This is a genomic window from Brevibacterium sp. OS20, assembly GCF_056837565.1.
This window is the reverse complement of the sequence record NZ_CM166367.1, coordinates 3001519-3017009: the sequence shown is the minus strand read 5'-3', so window position 1 is coordinate 3017009 and position 15491 is coordinate 3001519. Positions and strand designations below refer to the sequence as shown.

Sequence of the window (15491 nt, the reverse complement as noted above, 5' to 3'; positions counted from 1 at the left end):
CTCCGCGACCGTTGAGGGGCACTGCGCGTGTGAACGTGCGGACACCCTCCTCGAGGCGGCCTCGACCGCAACCCCGAATACCGCTCCTGAACACCGTTCAGTTACAGTGGGAGGGTGCTCGAGGCCGCCTCGGGCGTCCCCGATCCCGTCGGGGAGGATCACGACCAATGGAGTACTCATGACACCGACCCACAGCACCACCTCGGCGGGAATCACCCGTCCTCGCTCGGCCGGCAGCGATATCGCCCTCGTCGCGGTCTTCGCGGCGATGCTCGCGGCCTTTGCGATGATGCCTCCTGTCCCGGTGGGTCCCCTCGGTGTGCCGATCACTCTGCAGACCTTCGCGATCGCACTGTGCGGGATGGTGCTCGGACCCTGGCGCGGATTCGCAGCCACCCTGCTCTATGTCGTCCTCGGTCTCGTCGGACTCCCGATCTTCTCGGGAATGCGCGGCGGAATCGGCGTCCTCGCAGGTCCGAGCGCCGGCTACATCCTCTCCTTCGCGCTCTACGCTCTCCTCGCCGGGCTCATCGCCCGCTGGGCCGTGCGCCGCTTCAGCGGAATGAAGCTCGGCGTGGTGCTGTTCCTCGGCGGCTTCGGCGGCAGCCTCCTGCTCAACCACCCGCTGGGCATTCTCGGCATGTCGATCAACGGCGATCTGCCGCTCGGCGTGGCTGCGGTCGCGGACCTCGCCTACTGGCCCGGTGACATTGTGAAGAACATCCTGGCCGCGTCGGTGGCGGTGCTCATCCACCGTGCATTCCCCGACGTGCTGCGCCGTCGCGGCATCAGCGTCGAATCGGTGTCGGCCGGGCAGGCACAGGGCGCGAAGTGACTCGTGAGATCCGGTTGAGCGACGTCGGCGTCGGAGTCCTCGACGACGGACCCGACGGCGATGTCGTGCGCCCGATCCTCCAAGACGTCAATCTCACCCTCACCGAGGATGTCGTCGCCGTCATCGGTGCCAACGGCTCGGGGAAGTCGACCCTGCTGCAGCTGTTCAACGGGCTGGTCACCGCGAACGCCGGAGAGGTCCTCGTCGACAGTTTCGACCCGCGCCGGCAGGCGGCGAAGGTGCGCTCAATGGTCGGCTTCGTCTTCACCGATCCGGCCGCGCAGCTGGTCATGCCGACCCCGATCGAGGACATCGAACTGTCCCTGCGCAAGTCCGTGCCCAAACGCGAACGGCGGGCAGCGGCACTGGCGGTGCTCGACGAGCTCGGCATCGCCGACCTGGCTGAACGCAGCGTCTACGAACTCTCCGGCGGTCAGCGTCAGCTCGTGGCACTGGCCGCGGTGCTTGCGGTGGATCCGCAGATCCTCGTCCTCGACGAGCCGACGACCCTGCTCGACCTGCGCAATAAAGAGCGGCTGCGCGTGCATCTCCAGGAGCTCGTGGACAGGCGCGGGGTGCGCATCATCCTCACCACCCATGACCTCGAGTTCGCGCAGACCGCCCAGCGCGCGATCGTCGTCGACGACGGTCGGATCGTGGCCGATGCCGCCCCCGCCGAGGCGGTCGCCGCCTACCGGAATCTCATCATGAGCGATACGCCATGAGTGGGAAACGTCCTGTCGGGGCCGGTCATACCGGCGTTGGTGCCGGTGACACCGGAACGACGTGGCGGAAGCACGCCGGCATCAAGGCCCGACCGCAGCTCTTCGGGAAGGTGGCGCATCCTCGGGGATGGCTGCATGCAGTGCCGACGGGAGTGAAGCTGGCGGTGATCGCCGTGATCGGCATCGTTGCGCTCATCTTCCGTGATGCGGCGATCAACTGGTCGATGTTCGCTGTCCTCGTGGTCCTCGGCTTCACCGCCCGGCTGCGGGTGAAGCACTTCCTGCGCACATGGATCTATGTGGCGGTGCTCGTGGCGATCGTCATGGGGCTGCAGTACTTCTTCGGGTCCATGGAGTCGGGGCTGGCTGTCGGCGGGACCGTGTTCGCCTGTGTGCAGGCGGCCCTGATCCTCACCCTGACGACGTCGGTGGCGCAGCTGCTCGACACGTTCACGGTGCTGGTCGCGCCCTTGCGGTTCTTCGGCGCGAACACCGAGGCGATCGCACTGACAGCGAGCCTCATGGTCAGGGCGATCTCCCATATCTCCGGTCTGCTCGGCGAAGCCGAACGCGCAGCCCGGGCCAGGGGACTGGACTCGAGCATCAGGGCCCGAGTGGTGCCGGCGATCCTGCGGTCGGTGAAATACGCGCAGGACACCGGTCGGGCCCTCGACGCTCGCGGCATCGTCGACTGAACCGCCCCCATCGGTCGTGTCAGGACCGCCCCATAGAGTGTTCGGCACATCATCGGATGAGAGCAATGCTGCTCGAAGAGAGCAGCGTTGCCGGATGAGAGCGGAGATATGTCGAGCCCAAACCTGCGGTCACCTGCACTGGAGAGGTTCTACCTCGCCGCTGCCCCGAACCCGATCGCGTTCATCGACGAGTCGATGAGGCAGCCGACAGGCGCGGCGGAGGGCACCTTCTCTCGAACGCGGTTGGGTCCGGCGGAGGTCTCGTTATATCAGATGGCCGCGGTCATCTTCTCTCATGCGCGCTTGGATTCCATTCGCGAGCGATTGGTGGAAGTGGCCGACGGAACCTACTGGCATACGAACAAGAAGTTCCGCGGAAGCGACTTCGACCGCGGTGACATCGTCGAGATGGTCGAGACGATCACCGAGGAATCGGTGTGGAATGTCATTGCTGTGAAGATGCCGTTGGGGGGCAGTTCTCAGGGCGACATTGCGAGGGCCAGGGCGCTGTGTCTCGGCCGGCTCGTCCGTAACCTCACGAGCGGTACCGGAGAGGGGGCTGTTCGGGGGATCGTCGCTGACAACAATAGGGATCAGAGACTCAACCGTGCAGATGAGCGAGTGGTCGATAGTTTGCGGAGGACGGGCGCGATTCACCCTGGTGTCGCCTTCACTCACGGCGGAATGGCGTTCGAACCGTTGTTGTGGTCAGCAGACGCGATCTCATGGGCGATGCAACGTGACATCGCGCGCGATGATGTCAGATTCATCGAGCCGGTTCTGCAGGAAGGCAAGTTGACGGTCATCAATGCTGTCGACGGAAAGCTCTTGAATATGAAGCACCCCCTGGGTGCTTCCGCATTCGCCAGGGGGCCGTCTTCCCAAAGGCCGGGATTATCCGGTAGCCCGGGGCATGACGTTGCTTCATCATCCAGGATACCAGCGCGTTATGCGGTCGACAACGGCGCGTTGTTTGCTCCCGGCCAGTCGGTGGGCCATGATCTTCTGCGCCAGATCCGCGCCTTGGGCGAAGCGGCTCGACGGAAGGCAGGCGGTTGAAACGATAGGTCCGTGAATATGAAGCACCCCCTGGGTGCTTCCGCATTCGCCAGGGGGCCGTCTTCCCAAGGGCCGGGATTATCCGGTAGCCCGGGGCCTGACGTTGCTTCCTCTTCATCATATCGATGCCGCCTTCGGCGGACAACGGCACTCCACTGCTAGCCGTCGCTCCGGTCTCAGTCGGCATTGAGCCTCGACTCAGCGGACCAACTGGAGTCAGGAGTAACCTCGGCGGAAGAGGGAATCAGCCCCGCACGAACCGAAGGAGACATGATGACCGGAACCGACAGCACCGTTCTCTTGGCCATGGATTTTCAGAACGGCATCGCAGGTGACGACGCCTTCGCCTCGACCGGTGTGCTCGAACGCGCACGTGACGCCGTCGCCGCGGCCCGCAGCCACGACATCCCCGTCGTCTGGGTGCGAGTGGCGCTGCGCGAGGGGCATCCGGAACTGTCGGCAACGGCATCGTTCGCGCAGATCGCCGCCCACGGCGACCTTGACGAGACCCATGCCTCGACGAGCATCCACGACACCCTTGACCGGCATCAGGGCGAGCCGATCGTGACCAAGCGTCGCATCAGCGCCTTCACCGGCAGCGATCTCGAGGTGCTGCTGCGCGGCTACGGGGCATCGTCTCTCGTGCTCGCCGGAGTCGCCACGAGCGGTGTCGTGCTCTCGACGGTGCGCCAGGCCGCCGATCTCGACTTCGAGCTCACTGTGCTCTCCGACGCCTGCGCCGACCGCGACCCCGAGGTCCACGCGGTGCTCACCGAGAAGGTGTTCCCCAAGCAGGCGACAGTGGTCACCGTCGCCGACTGGACGGCCGGCCTCGGCTGAGCTCGGCATCTGAAGGCTCGCGCGCGCCGACCGCTCACCTCGGCGCCCAGCGCTCACCGTATAGCTTGATACAGCGGCGGTAACTTGAGCGGTCGGCGAAAGGGCCGGAAGCTGACCTGCGCGGTCACCTCAGTAGGGCAGTGGATTCTCCAGTCCGGAGTTGACCATCGAGCTGAATCCGCGGCCGAGCACCTGCGGGGCTGGATTCTCGATCGCCCGCGAATAGTGGCCGACGAGCTGTGAGCACACGCTCTTCCAACTCCTGGCCTGCACCTGCTCACGACCGGCGACCCCGAAGGCCCGCCGTTTCGCCTCGTCGCCGAGGAGGTCCGCCGCATGCGCTCGCATGGCAGCGAGATCCTTCGGGGTGTAGAGCCACCCGGTGCGCGAGGAGTCGACGAGGTCGAGTGGGCCGCCTCGGGCGGGAGCGATGACCGGCACCTCGGAGGCCATGGCCTCCTGAATCGTCTGGCAGAACGTCTCGAGCTCACCCGGGGCGACCATGAGGTCGAAGCTCGCCACCGCCTGGGCCAGGGCATCCCCGCCGAGGAACCCGGTGAAATGAGCCTCCGGCAGCAGCCGCTGCAGACGCGTCCGCCAGGGACCGTCACCGACGATGACGACCTTCGCCCCGGGCAGATTGGTGAGCGCAGCAAGGTCTTCGACCTGCTTCTCCGCGGCCAACCTGCCGACGAAGCCGATGATCTTCTCACCATTCGGGGCAACGCTTCGACGCCAGGCCTCGGACCGGTGACCCGGGTCGAAACGGGAGGAATCGACCCCACGGGCCCACAGTGCCACCTCGGCGACCCCGAGCCCTTGCAGCTGATCGATCGTGTACGACGATGGGGCCAGCGTCAGAGAGGAATGCTGGTGGATATTGCGGACGTGGTTCCACAGCATGGCCTCGATGCCGTGCATTCCGTACCGTGCGGCATAGGCGGGAACCTCGGTCTGGTAGATCGCCACGGTCGGCAGATTGAGTGCCTGGGCGGCGAGGACCCCGCGCCAACCGAGGACGAACGGGCTGGCCAGATGGACGACGTCCGGGGCGAACCGCTGCAGCAGCCGGCGGATGCGGGTGACGCCGCCGGGAGCGACACGGATGCGCCGATACTTCGGCAAGGCGATCGAGGGAACGCGGACGATGCGGGCACCGGCGACCTCCTTCGGACCGTCCCTGCGTGTGCCCGGAGCGATGACGAGGACTTCGTCGCCGCGGTCGGCCAGATGGTCGAGGACTCGCAGGAGTGAGTGGGTGACCCCATTCATATTGGGGAGGAAGGATTCTGCAATGATCGCTACTCTCACGATTTCCAGCTAAGGCCCGCCGAGTGACGAACGCATGACCCGAAGGCGACAGGTCGGCGACATCTGGCCGAAATCGGTCCGCACTCTCTGCGGTGACTGCAGAATGCCGGGGCCGGTGTCCGGGCGCGGTCCTTCTCGGTGACTCTTCTCAGTAGCCTCGGTGTCCGGATGATGACCTGTTCGCGACGAGTCTGAACCCCGCGTAAACTGAGGTGTCGGAAATGCTCGTGCAGCACATGGAACGAGGGGAATGGCCGTGGTCTGGTTCATCGTCGGCGGTTGCGTACTCGCCGCTCTCATCGTCCTCTTCGTCATCCTCACCGTCCTGCGCTTCAACCAGCTGTCCATGGCCCGGTCGCTGTGCGATGAAGCCAAGCGCCAGCTCATCGGCGAGATCCGCGCCCGCCATGCTCTCGTGCCGGCCTATATCGGCACCCTCCAGCAGATCGCCGGACAGGACCTGTCCCGGCTGGAACTCGCGCTCGCCTCTGCCGAACGCGCCCCCTTCGACCACCGCGGCGCTGCAGCCGAAAACGCCCTGACCGACGCCGTCGATGACGCCGCACTCATCCCCGCGGCGCTGACGGAGAGGTCCCTGACCTCGGACTCTGCCCGTCCCCAGCGGGCTGCGGTCGATGAGGAGATCGACACGACGATCCAGCTTCTGCACGGTCAGCTGCAGGTGCTCACCGAACGGATCCTCGCCGGCGCGCGTTTCTACAACACGAACGTCGAGCGCTATCACCGGCAGCGGGCGCGACTGGTCTCCCGCCTCTTCGGAGGGGTCTTCAAGCCCCGCGCCCCATTCACCGAAGCGATCGATGACGATGGCGGACTCGGAACGGCGGGCCCCGCCTCGGCGAGGATGACCCGATGACCCGCTTCCGCCTCGACCTGGGCTATCGCGGCACGGATTTCCATGGCTGGGCCAAGCAGCCGGGGCTGCGCACGGTCCAGGCCGCCATCGAATCCGGACTGGAGAGGATCACCGGCACCGAGGTGGCCACCGTCGTCGCCGGCCGCACCGACTCCGGCGTCCACGCTCGCCGTCAGGTCGTGCATGTCGATCTGGGCGATGAGGCGATCGGCAAGCTCATCGGCCAGTCGAATCGATCCGCCGAGGCGGCCCTCCTGTCACGTCTGCGCGGAGTCCTCATCGCCGGTGAGTTCCACGACATCGTCGTCCACGCGGTGGCCGAGGTGCCAGAGGACTTCGACGCCCGGTTCTCTGCGCTGTGGCGGTCGTATCAGTACCGGTTGGCCGATCATCGGTCATTCATCGACCCGCTGCTGACGCAGGTGACGCCGCGGCACAAGGGCGAACTCGATGCCGAAGCCATGGCCGAGGCCGCGAGAGAGGTCCAAGGGCTACACGACTTCCTGCCGTTCTGCAAACCCCGGGAGGGCGCGACGACGATCCGCACCCTCCACGAACTGCGAGTCTCGCGCGATCAGGATGCTGTAATCACCATCGATCTGCGCGCCGACGCCTTCTGCCATCACATGGTCCGTGCACTCGTCGGCGGACTGATCAAGGTCGGATCCGGCAATTGGGCGGTGACCCGCCCGGCCGAACTCATCGCCGAGGCGGACGCCGGGCTGACTCCGGATGTGCCCATGTTCGTCACGCCTGCCGAAGGACTCGTCCTCACCGAGGTCGGCTATCCGGCACCCGAGGACTACGCGGCTCGCAACGCCCAGACGATGGCCCGCCGCGACCAGGAATAGGCCGACGGTTCGTCGGGTCGTCGGCAGAAGCATCAAGCCGCCTTTTATCGCGCGAGTCGCGATCATGTGAGAATTCCTCTTTCCAGTTGTGAGAATCCTGTGTAGATTCACACTTAAGTAACTTTCAGTTCGCATTGGCACTGCAGGATGGAATCCGTCTTCAATCCCACCGGCACGGTTGATGTGCGCCTGACTGAACGATCGAAGGAACCGAATACATGTCGAAACTTGTGACCAAAGTGCTGGCCACGGGCGCCGCGGTGTCAATGCTGACGCTGCCTGGCCTCGCGCCTGCCATCGGGGCACCCTCTCTGGGCAACGGAAACTCCACCGACGACAGCGCCACGGCACCGAGTGAAGCGGCTCCCGCGGACCCCGACGAGTCGTCGAACGATTCGACCGACGGCAAGTCCGCGCCGTCGGACAACGCCGGCGACGAGCAGGATTCCGGCAGCGATGCGCAGTCGGCGCCCGAGGGCACCAAAGTTCAGCTGCTCAATATCACCGACTTCCACGGACGCATCTCCGAGGCAGGCACTCGGGTCGCCTCGGTCGTCGAGGAGGAACGAGCGAAGTTCGGTACCGGCGGCGACAATATGGGCACTGCTCTGCTCTCGACCGGTGACAACATCGGTGCCTCGACCTACACCTCCTCATCGCAGAACGACACTCCCACGCTCGATGTCCTCAACGCCATGGGCGTCGAGGCCTCTGCTGTCGGCAACCACGAATTCGACAAAGGCATCGATGACCTCACGGGAAGAGTGAGCGACGAAGCCGACTTCCCGTACTCGGCGGCCAACGTCTACGACAAGGGAACTCAGAACGTCGTCGACGGCCTCGACGAGTACTCCATCGTCGACGTGTCGGGAGTCAAGATCGCCGTCATCGGCGTTGTCACCAAGGACACCGCCTCACTCGTCTCACCGGACGGCATCGCCGACCTCGACTTCGGTGACCCCACGGACGCAGTCAACCGCGTCGCCGACGATCTCGAGAACCTGCCCGAGGACGAACGACCGGATATGACGGTCGTCGAGGCCCACCTCGGCGCGTCGTCGACCGAGAGCCTGGAAGACGCGAAGGCGTCGAACGCGGAGTTCAAGAAGCTCGTCACCGAGGCCGACGCCTCGGTCGACGCCATGTTCACCGGCCACACCCATTTGCCGTATGCCTTCGAAGCGCCGGTGCCCGGAGAACCCGATCGCACCCGTCCCGTCATCGAGGCCGGCAGCTACGGCGAATACGTCGGGCAGGTGACCATGAGAGTCGACGGCAACAGCGACTGGCAGGCCAGCGGCATCGATCTCATCGAGACCGAGGGCAAGAGCTATGACTCCGAGGTCGTCGACAAGGTCGCAGGCATCGTCAGCGACGCAGAGGAGAAGGCCAAGGAGCTCGGCTCGGAGGTCACCGGCACGATCAGCGAGGACATCACCCGAGCGAAGAAGGACGGCGAGGAGGACCGCGGTGCCGAGTCCACGCTCGGCAACCTCGTCGCCGATGCGCTCAAGGAAGGCGTCGAAGAGACCCAGCTGGAAGAAGCCGACTTCGGCATCACGAACCCCGGCGGTCTGCGCACCGATCTGCTCTGCGATGACATCTACAACTCCGAGGAGAAATGCGAAGTCACCGTTGCCGAGCTCAACAGCGTGCTTCCCTTCGCCAACGACCATGGTGTCGTGACGATGAAGGGTTCGGACGTCATCGGCCTCTTCGAAGAGCAGTGGCAGCCCGACGGTGCCTCCCGGTCGTTCCTCCACCTGGGCATCTCCGAGGACCTCGACGTCGTCTATGACACTGATGCCGACAAGGGCGAGCACGTGAAGTCGGTCAAGGTCGATGGCAAGGACATCGACCCGAACAAGGACTACCGGGTTGCGACGCTGAGCTTCCTCGCCACCGGTGGCGACAACTTCTCCTCCTTCGCCAAGGGCGATTTCGAACAGTCGGGACTCACCGACTTCGAGACCTGGGAGAACTACTTCAACAAGCACCAGGCCGAAGGCAAAGACGTCACCCCGGATAAGAACGAGCGTCAGGCAGACGCAGCCAAGGACGTCATCGACAAGGGTGATCTGAGCGCCGAGCTGACCGGGCCGAAGGCCATCAAGCCCGGTGAGAGCGCTGAGTTCGCGCTCAAGACGAACGCGAAGTCCGAGGTTGCGGGTCCCATCGACGTCACCGTCGACCTGCCGGAGGGCTATACCGCCGAGGCGGCCGCGCAGTCCGAGTCCCGGTCTGCTTCCAGCAGCGCCACCAAGGGCAGGGCCCCTGAGGTCAGCGCCGAGGCGGCCAAGACGATCACCCTCGATTCGATCCCGGCGGGGGAGTCCGAGACTCTTGTGACGGTGACCGCGCCGAAGGACGCCTCCGGTGAGGTGACCGTCAAGGCCAGCGTGCAGGCGAATTCCGATGGTCCATGGTGGGATGACAACCCGTTGCCGCTGGCGCATGAGTTCGAAGCCACCGCGGCAGTCGGTGACGATGCGAATGCCTCAGCCGGCGATGACGGTTCGGCCGACGGCGGCAATGCCGATGGTGGTTCCGCCGATGGCGGCGCCGCTGACGGAGGAGACAGCGCGGCCGGCGGCAATGCCGATGGCGGAGACAGCGCGGCCGGTGGGTCGGACGGTTCGTCGAACGCCGGCAGTGGGGCTGACGGCGCGAATGCGTCTGCCGACGGTGGTTCGGCCGATGGCTCCGGGGCCGATGCAAACGGTTCGAAGGATGGAGGCGACTTGCCGCGCACCGGCTTCGAGACCGTCAACATCGTCGCTGCGGCACTGGCACTCATCGTTGCCGGCGGTACAGCGGTCACGATCGTCCGTCGCCGCAAGCTCAGCCTCCAGGACTGAGACAGGCTGTTCAGAAGCACCTGACACTCAGGCGAGATCATCGCCGAGACGGGCGGGGCCGGAGAGTTCTTCTCTCCGGCCCCGCCGTCGTTTCCAGACACTGTCCGTACGAACAACCCTCACCGCTTGCTCCATATCCACCACGCAGTTGCATAGTGCACCGGTGCACGAGTGCGAATTGCTGCTGCGGGGGTGTTTTGCGAGGAAGCGGCGGGGATGCCACTGACGGTGAGGGATGCCTCGGCGAAGGTCGTTCTCTGTGCGGCACCATGCGCCGTCAGTGCCGTCTCCTACAGGTAGGCGCATTGCGCACCGGTGCAAAGGTGCCTTTTGTCGCCACGGAGGTGTTCTGCGGCGAGCGGTGGATGTTGAGACTACCGGTGCGTGATGCCCGCAGTGTCAGGGGCGTGACGATGAATCGGAGCCGTCGGCGTCGGCCTCGGCACCGGAGCCGTCGCCGTCGGCGTCGGCGTCGGCCTCGGCACCGGAGTCGGCAGGGGCCGCGTCAGCATCGTCGGCACCGTCGCCGGCGGCCTCGGCCGCTGGGACCGGCGGGCGACCGGCGCGGAAGGTCTCGAGGTGAGTGAGCACCGGGACGAGGAAGAGGATGCCGACGGCCGGCACGACGATGCCCGAGTCGTTGATGAGAGTGCCGACTCCCAGCAGGATCGCGAGGCTGATCATCGCCGCCCTCAGCAGAGGGATCCGGCGGTAGGTGTCCTGGAGTCCGTGCAGTCGGAAGCGCGCTGGATCGAGCGCCATCCAGAACACGCCGATGATGACCAGCGGCAGCACCAGAGTCATCCACGACTGGGTGAGGATGTCGATGTTCATCCCGATCTTTCGAGCCAGAACGCTGACCGCCTGACCGCTGATGATCGAGTCGAAGAACCGTCCGAAGTGCGTGCGCTGATCGGCCGGGCGCAGCCAGTCGAGGAACAGCACGGTGAGCATGACGAACCCGGCGATGCCCACCGTCAGTCCCAGCCGTTTGAGCGAGAACCGGATGCTCGCCGCGGCCAGAACGAGGTAGGCGACTCCGATGATGAGGGTCGGTACGGACCCGAACTTCGTGCCCAGACCTGGTGCTGCGAGGATGACGCAGGAGGCGAGCACGGGAACGGTGACGATGAGGACCCGATGCAGCGGCTTCGTCACCAGAGACGCGAACCCTGCGACCGCCAACAGCAGCGCACAGCAGTACAGCGCCAGTGCCGAGTTCCCGATCCCGTAGAACCGGGAGGCGATGAGCAGGGGCTCACCCAAGAGCGTCGACATCTGCAGCTGGGATCCGGCGACGACGTCGTAGGCGAGCACGGCGACGGTCACGGTGGACACGAAGAGCACCGGCCCGAACTTGTGCCGCCGCCAGGGGCCGAGGAGCGCCAGCACCCCGAGCAGCAGCGCCCACCCGGCCAGGGCTCCGAGCATCGCGATGTCCGGATTCGTCGCCCGCTCCCACGGCACGGTATTGACCAGATACGTCGAGATCGGCATCGCCGCGAATACGACACCGAGGCGGTACGCCCCGGAATGGACGAGCTCCCGGTGGTTCTTCCGCATGAACCACGCCAAGGCCAACAGTCCGATCATGAGCACGGCGACCACGGGGAAGAACCACGTCGACAGATCGTTCTGCGTCTTCACCGCCACCTGACGATCGAGGACTGCCTGATAGCGCGAATGCCAATCGGACCCATGCGCCCCCGAGGTCATCGGCGCCCCGGCCGCATTGTCCATCTCCTCGGCACCGGACAGTGCCACGAGCGTCGGTGCCAGGTCGGGCACCTGCACCAGTCCCGGCTGCCGCGTCGACGAGGAGGTGAGCAGTCCCGCCTGCTCTCCCGGGGCGACCATCATCGTCGCCTGCATCGACGAACCTTCATGCGTGCCGTCGGCGATCGATGAGAACACCACGGGAACGCGTCCTTCGCCGAGGCGGTTCGGCTGATCCGCGCTCATCCATCCCGTCGATTCGAGGATCTCCCCGACCTGAGCGTCGAGGCTCTTCAGCGAGTAGCCGTCGGCGGCGGTATTGCCGAGATCGACGAGCGTGAGCTCGCCGTCTGCGGTCGATTTCGCGACGTCCGCTCCAAGGTCGGCTCCGACGGGCGACCAGTTCTCGACGCGGCCGGTTGGGGTGGCCGCGGCGATGGCGGCACCGTTGCCGAAGGCGCGGATATCGGGCACTGACTCGGCCAGGGCCCCGAGGGAGGCATCGTAGTTGTCGCCGCGGGCCACCTGCGCGTACACGTCCCAATCGGCGACCCAGCCGTCGAGCGGAGATGCCGGTTCGCGGCACTGATCGCGGGGTTCGTCGGCGGCTCGCCGCCCGGATCCGAGCCCCAGCCAGCCGTCGACCGGGCAGCTCGTCGAGCGCACGCTGCGCGGTGTGATCGTCCCGATCTGCCCGCCCTTCATCATCACCCACAGGTGCGGTGTGGTGCGCGGATCGAGGTCCTCGAAGCTGAACCCGGAGACGCTGATCGACACGACCCCGGGACTTGCCGAGGTGGTCCCGCCGTCGCCGTCTTCCGAGGCCGGAGCCGTGCCCCCGTTCCCGCCCGCCGCCTGGGCATCGGCTCGAGCCGACGCACCCGCGGCCGCATTCGCGCCCGCAGCAGCAACCGCGTTCGAGCTCGCGCCCGGGACCGCCTGCCCGGCTTGGGGCAGGCCGAGGACGAACAGGGCGATGGCCAGGATCCCGAGCAGAACCCGAGCGGCGGGGGAGGTCACGGGGGCTCTCATCGGTGAGCCTCCTCGGCGTGCTCAGCACTGAGCGCCAGCAGGAAGGGCAGCAGAACCATGGCTCCGGTCGAGGGCACGGCGACCCCGGAATCGGTGAGCACGAGCCCGACGCCGAGCCCGGTGGCGGCGGCCAGGAATCCATAGTGCAGGTCTGAATCGGTGAAGAGTTGGGGGAGCCGTCCGCGCCATTTGTTGACCAGGCGCCCGGTCCGGCTGCCGGCGTGGACGCGGGGGAAGTGGAGGAGGTAGCGGAGGAAGATGAGGATCGCGATGGCCGCAAGCGGGGTGACGATGGCCAGAGCCGGATTGACCTGGATGATGTGGAGGTTCGCGCCGAGCTTGCGGCCGACGACCTGCAGGGCCGCACCGGTGACGATCTGGTCGAAGAACGTGCCGAAATGTGAGCGCGCCCCGGCCGGGCGCAGCCAGTCGAGGAAGGCGATGCCGATGAGCACGGCCAGCGAAGACAGACCGATGAGGGCGAGGCGCAGCAGAGTCAGTCGGATCTTCGACAGCAGTGCCAGCAGGACCATGAGTCCGGCGAGGATGGCGATCGTGCCGCCGAACTTCGCACCCCAGGAGGGGTTGCCGGAGACGAACACGGCGGCCAGTCCGACGACGACCGGCACGATGATCACGGCTTTTCGGTGGCCCCGCGTCCGCAGCCAGGACACCACAAGCCCTAAGAAGATGAAGAGGCTGACGATGAAGATCGCCGCACCCTGATTGCCGAGTCCGTAGTAGCGGCCGCCGACGATCGGGTTGTACCCGAGCAGCGAGTTCGCCTGCAGATGGGACCCGGTGGCCAGGTCGGCGGCGAGGATGAGCAGGTTCGCCCCGGCCAGGGCGCCGACCCGTCCTCGCCAGGTCCGACCCCATGGCGGGATGAGGGCAAGGACGAACAGAACGGCGGCCGTGCCGATGACCGAGAGGAACAGGCCGAGCCCGGGATCGGCCATCCTCGACCAGGGGAGGAGCCCGGCGAGGAACGCGCCCATCGGCAGGGACGCGACGCCCAGGGACACCCACCCGAGGAAGCGGTGGACGTGGGACGCTCGGGTGGCACCGCCTCGGCGGCCGAGGATGGAGCGGTTGAGCAGGACCGCGCACGCGATGAAGAGGATGTAGAAGATGACGTCGAGGGTGATGGAGAACGTCGAGAGATTCTGATGGATCGTCGTCGACTTCTGCGCCTCGGCGACGAGATCGTCGATGCGCTGCTGCGGATCATCATCGGTCGGGGTGGAGTCGAAGCCGACGGCGCGCGGGGAATCGACTTCGAGGACATCGAGGATGCCCGGCGCCAGATCGGTGATCTGCAGCAGCCCCGGGGTGCGGGTCGTCGCCGAGGACAGGGACCCGGGTTCGAAGCCGGGCCCGGACGCGATGAACGCGCGCAGCTGCGGCAGACCGGAACTGTCACCGAGGCCGGCGACGATGATCGTCGGATCCGCGGCCCCGTCCTTCGCGTTCTCCCGCACCTCCTGCAGGCGCACGCCGAGGCGGCGGTCGGCTTCGGCGACTCGGGTCTCCCGGTCGTAGTTCGGCGGAACGGTATAGGAGTAGTTCGGGATCGGGTCGAACAGCCAGGAGCGGATGCCGATCGCGCCGAGGTCGACGACGCCGAGGCGGCAGTCCGTCGCCAACGCATCGTCCGTGAAATTCGTCACCACCCCGTCTTCGTCCGCGGCGGCATATGCTGCGCCGGGGCCTTCGGCTGCGACGCAGGGTTCGAGCAGGGAGTCCGCATCGGTTGCGTCGGTGCCGGCGGGCACGGCGCTGCCGGCTTCTGTGACGGCGCGCGCGAGCATGCCGTAGTCGACGGAGTAGCCGGAGCCGATATTGGGTTCCTTGACCGCATCGAAACCTTCGATCCGAGCCGTCGTCGTTCCGGCCGCGGAATCGTCGCCATGAGCTTCATCACTGTTCGTCGCCCCCTTCGCCGAGGTGGCCCCGTTCTCGGCATCCGCGGAACCGTCCGTGGTGGGGGCGATCATGGTCGGGCAGCGGGCCGAGTCATCGGGGTCGGCATCCTCGGCGATGGGGGAGGGGCCGGCCTGCGCGCGGGCGCCCGCGCCGAAGGACAGCCAGCCGGAGGCGGGGCAGGTGGCCGAGCCGATCGTGCGCACGTTGAGGTTCGCTGCCGCGCCCTCGGAGAGCAGATGAAAGAGGTTCGGAGTGCGCTCGGGGTCGATATCATCGATGGTCAGACCCGGAATGCCGAAGACGACCGTCTGCCCAGCCGGGGGCCTGCCGGTGTCAGTGGACTGCGTGGAGGACGCATTCGCGTTGGCCGAACCGTCGGTCGGTGCCATGCTGTCCGTTGATGCCGATGCGGAGGCGGGGCCGAGTCCGAGGCCCGCCGTCAGGAGCCCGACCAAGAGACCCAGCATCAGGATTCTCAATGCGGGAAGTCGGAAGGGCAGGCTGGAATGAGTCGGCACAGATCAATACTATCGGCTCGGGTTTCAGCTGGCCCTGAGACCGCTCTGGGCGTTTGCTCCCCGGGGCTGAGGGCATGTATATTTGATTGTCGTTGTGTGTGCTTGTCGCACTCCCTTACATAGCCTCATGCGTTGCAGGCCCGTAGGTGAGGGGAATGCGTCGATAGGTTCACCCGATTGAAGACAACCAGCGCTTGAGACCCATTGGACTCACGACCCGATGAGGATCCGGCGCTGCACTGAACACA

11 protein-coding genes are annotated in these 15491 nt (G+C 66.2%); 8 read left to right on the top strand and 3 right to left on the bottom strand.

The genetic code is table 11. From position 1 onward, the window contains the following. Positions 1–178: 178 nt before the first annotated feature. The 5 genes from ACVZTU_RS13525 (at position 179) to ACVZTU_RS13505 (ending at position 4154) form a co-directional block, all read left to right on the top strand. A complete protein-coding gene (locus ACVZTU_RS13525) occupies positions 179–835 on the top strand; it encodes a biotin transporter BioY (RefSeq protein WP_062243406.1) in 657 nt (218 codons plus the stop codon). Further along, positions 832–1560, top strand: a complete 729-nt coding sequence (locus tag ACVZTU_RS13520; RefSeq protein ID WP_482400575.1) for an energy-coupling factor ABC transporter ATP-binding protein — start codon at positions 832–834, stop codon at positions 1558–1560. Before ACVZTU_RS13525 ends, ACVZTU_RS13520 begins: the two co-directional genes overlap by 4 nt. Beyond that, the gene (locus ACVZTU_RS13515) at positions 1557–2255 is read left to right on the top strand and encodes an energy-coupling factor transporter transmembrane component T family protein (protein ID WP_258041728.1); all 699 of its coding nucleotides are present in this window, start codon (positions 1557–1559) and stop codon (positions 2253–2255) included. Before ACVZTU_RS13520 ends, ACVZTU_RS13515 begins: the two co-directional genes overlap by 4 nt. Before the next feature lie 108 nt (positions 2256–2363). Continuing rightward, the gene (locus ACVZTU_RS13510; RefSeq protein WP_482400574.1) at positions 2364–3314 is read left to right on the top strand and encodes a hypothetical protein; all 951 of its coding nucleotides are present in this window, start codon (positions 2364–2366) and stop codon (positions 3312–3314) included. 273 nt (positions 3315–3587) lie between these two features. Further along, a complete protein-coding gene (locus ACVZTU_RS13505; RefSeq protein WP_181272562.1) occupies positions 3588–4154 on the top strand; it encodes a cysteine hydrolase family protein in 567 nt (188 codons plus the stop codon). A gap of 129 nt (positions 4155–4283) precedes the next feature. Here the strand turns inward: ACVZTU_RS13505 and ACVZTU_RS13500 are convergent, their stop codons facing one another. Then, positions 4284–5465, bottom strand: coding sequence for a glycosyltransferase family 4 protein (locus tag ACVZTU_RS13500; protein WP_172170798.1), 1182 nt, complete (start codon positions 5463–5465; stop codon positions 4284–4286). A 250-nt stretch (positions 5466–5715) separates the two neighbouring features. On the opposite strand from ACVZTU_RS13500, the gene ACVZTU_RS13495 reads away from it, so the two are divergent. The 3 genes from ACVZTU_RS13495 (at position 5716) to ACVZTU_RS13485 (ending at position 10051) form a co-directional block, all read left to right on the top strand. Beyond that, positions 5716–6342 (top strand): LemA family protein, encoded by a 627-nt coding sequence (locus tag ACVZTU_RS13495; RefSeq protein ID WP_482400573.1) that lies wholly within the window; start codon positions 5716–5718, stop codon positions 6340–6342. Beyond that, on the top strand, positions 6339–7193 hold the full coding sequence (truA, locus tag ACVZTU_RS13490) for a tRNA pseudouridine(38-40) synthase TruA (protein ID WP_482400572.1): 855 nt from the start codon (positions 6339–6341) through the stop codon (positions 7191–7193). The genes ACVZTU_RS13495 and truA overlap by 4 nt, the downstream gene beginning before the upstream one ends. A gap of 218 nt (positions 7194–7411) precedes the next feature. After that, positions 7412–10051, top strand: a complete 2640-nt coding sequence (locus ACVZTU_RS13485; protein ID WP_482400571.1) for a bifunctional metallophosphatase/5'-nucleotidase — start codon at positions 7412–7414, stop codon at positions 10049–10051. A gap of 399 nt (positions 10052–10450) precedes the next feature. Here the strand turns inward: ACVZTU_RS13485 and ACVZTU_RS13480 are convergent, their stop codons facing one another. Continuing rightward, entirely contained in the window at positions 10451–12799 is a 2349-nt protein-coding gene (locus ACVZTU_RS13480) for a hypothetical protein (RefSeq protein WP_482400570.1), read from the bottom strand. Further along, complete coding sequence (locus ACVZTU_RS13475; protein WP_482400569.1) at positions 12796–15192, bottom strand: hypothetical protein; 2397 nt, start codon at positions 15190–15192, stop codon at positions 12796–12798. Before ACVZTU_RS13475 ends, ACVZTU_RS13480 begins: the two co-directional genes overlap by 4 nt. Positions 15193–15491: the final 299 nt, after the last annotated feature.

What these genes read in the sequence shown, in the direction of transcription:
- ACVZTU_RS13505 (WP_181272562.1), top strand. Translation starts at nt 3,588, where the DNA reads ATGACCGGAACCGACAGCACCGTTCTCTTGGCCATGGATTTTCAGAAC.
- ACVZTU_RS13515 (WP_258041728.1), top strand. Translation starts at nt 1,557, where the DNA reads ATGAGTGGGAAACGTCCTGTCGGGGCCGGTCATACCGGCGTTGGTGCC.
- ACVZTU_RS13480 (WP_482400570.1), bottom strand. Translation starts at nt 12,799, where the DNA reads ATGAGAGCCCCCGTGACCTCCCCCGCCGCTCGGGTTCTGCTCGGGATC.
- ACVZTU_RS13485 (WP_482400571.1), top strand. Translation starts at nt 7,412, where the DNA reads ATGTCGAAACTTGTGACCAAAGTGCTGGCCACGGGCGCCGCGGTGTCA.
- ACVZTU_RS13495 (WP_482400573.1), top strand. Translation starts at nt 5,716, where the DNA reads ATGGCCGTGGTCTGGTTCATCGTCGGCGGTTGCGTACTCGCCGCTCTC.
- ACVZTU_RS13475 (WP_482400569.1), bottom strand. Translation starts at nt 15,192, where the DNA reads ATGCTGGGTCTCTTGGTCGGGCTCCTGACGGCGGGCCTCGGACTCGGC.
- ACVZTU_RS13525 (WP_062243406.1), top strand. Translation starts at nt 179, where the DNA reads ATGACACCGACCCACAGCACCACCTCGGCGGGAATCACCCGTCCTCGC.
- truA (WP_482400572.1), top strand. Translation starts at nt 6,339, where the DNA reads ATGACCCGCTTCCGCCTCGACCTGGGCTATCGCGGCACGGATTTCCAT.
- ACVZTU_RS13510 (WP_482400574.1), top strand. Translation starts at nt 2,364, where the DNA reads ATGTCGAGCCCAAACCTGCGGTCACCTGCACTGGAGAGGTTCTACCTC.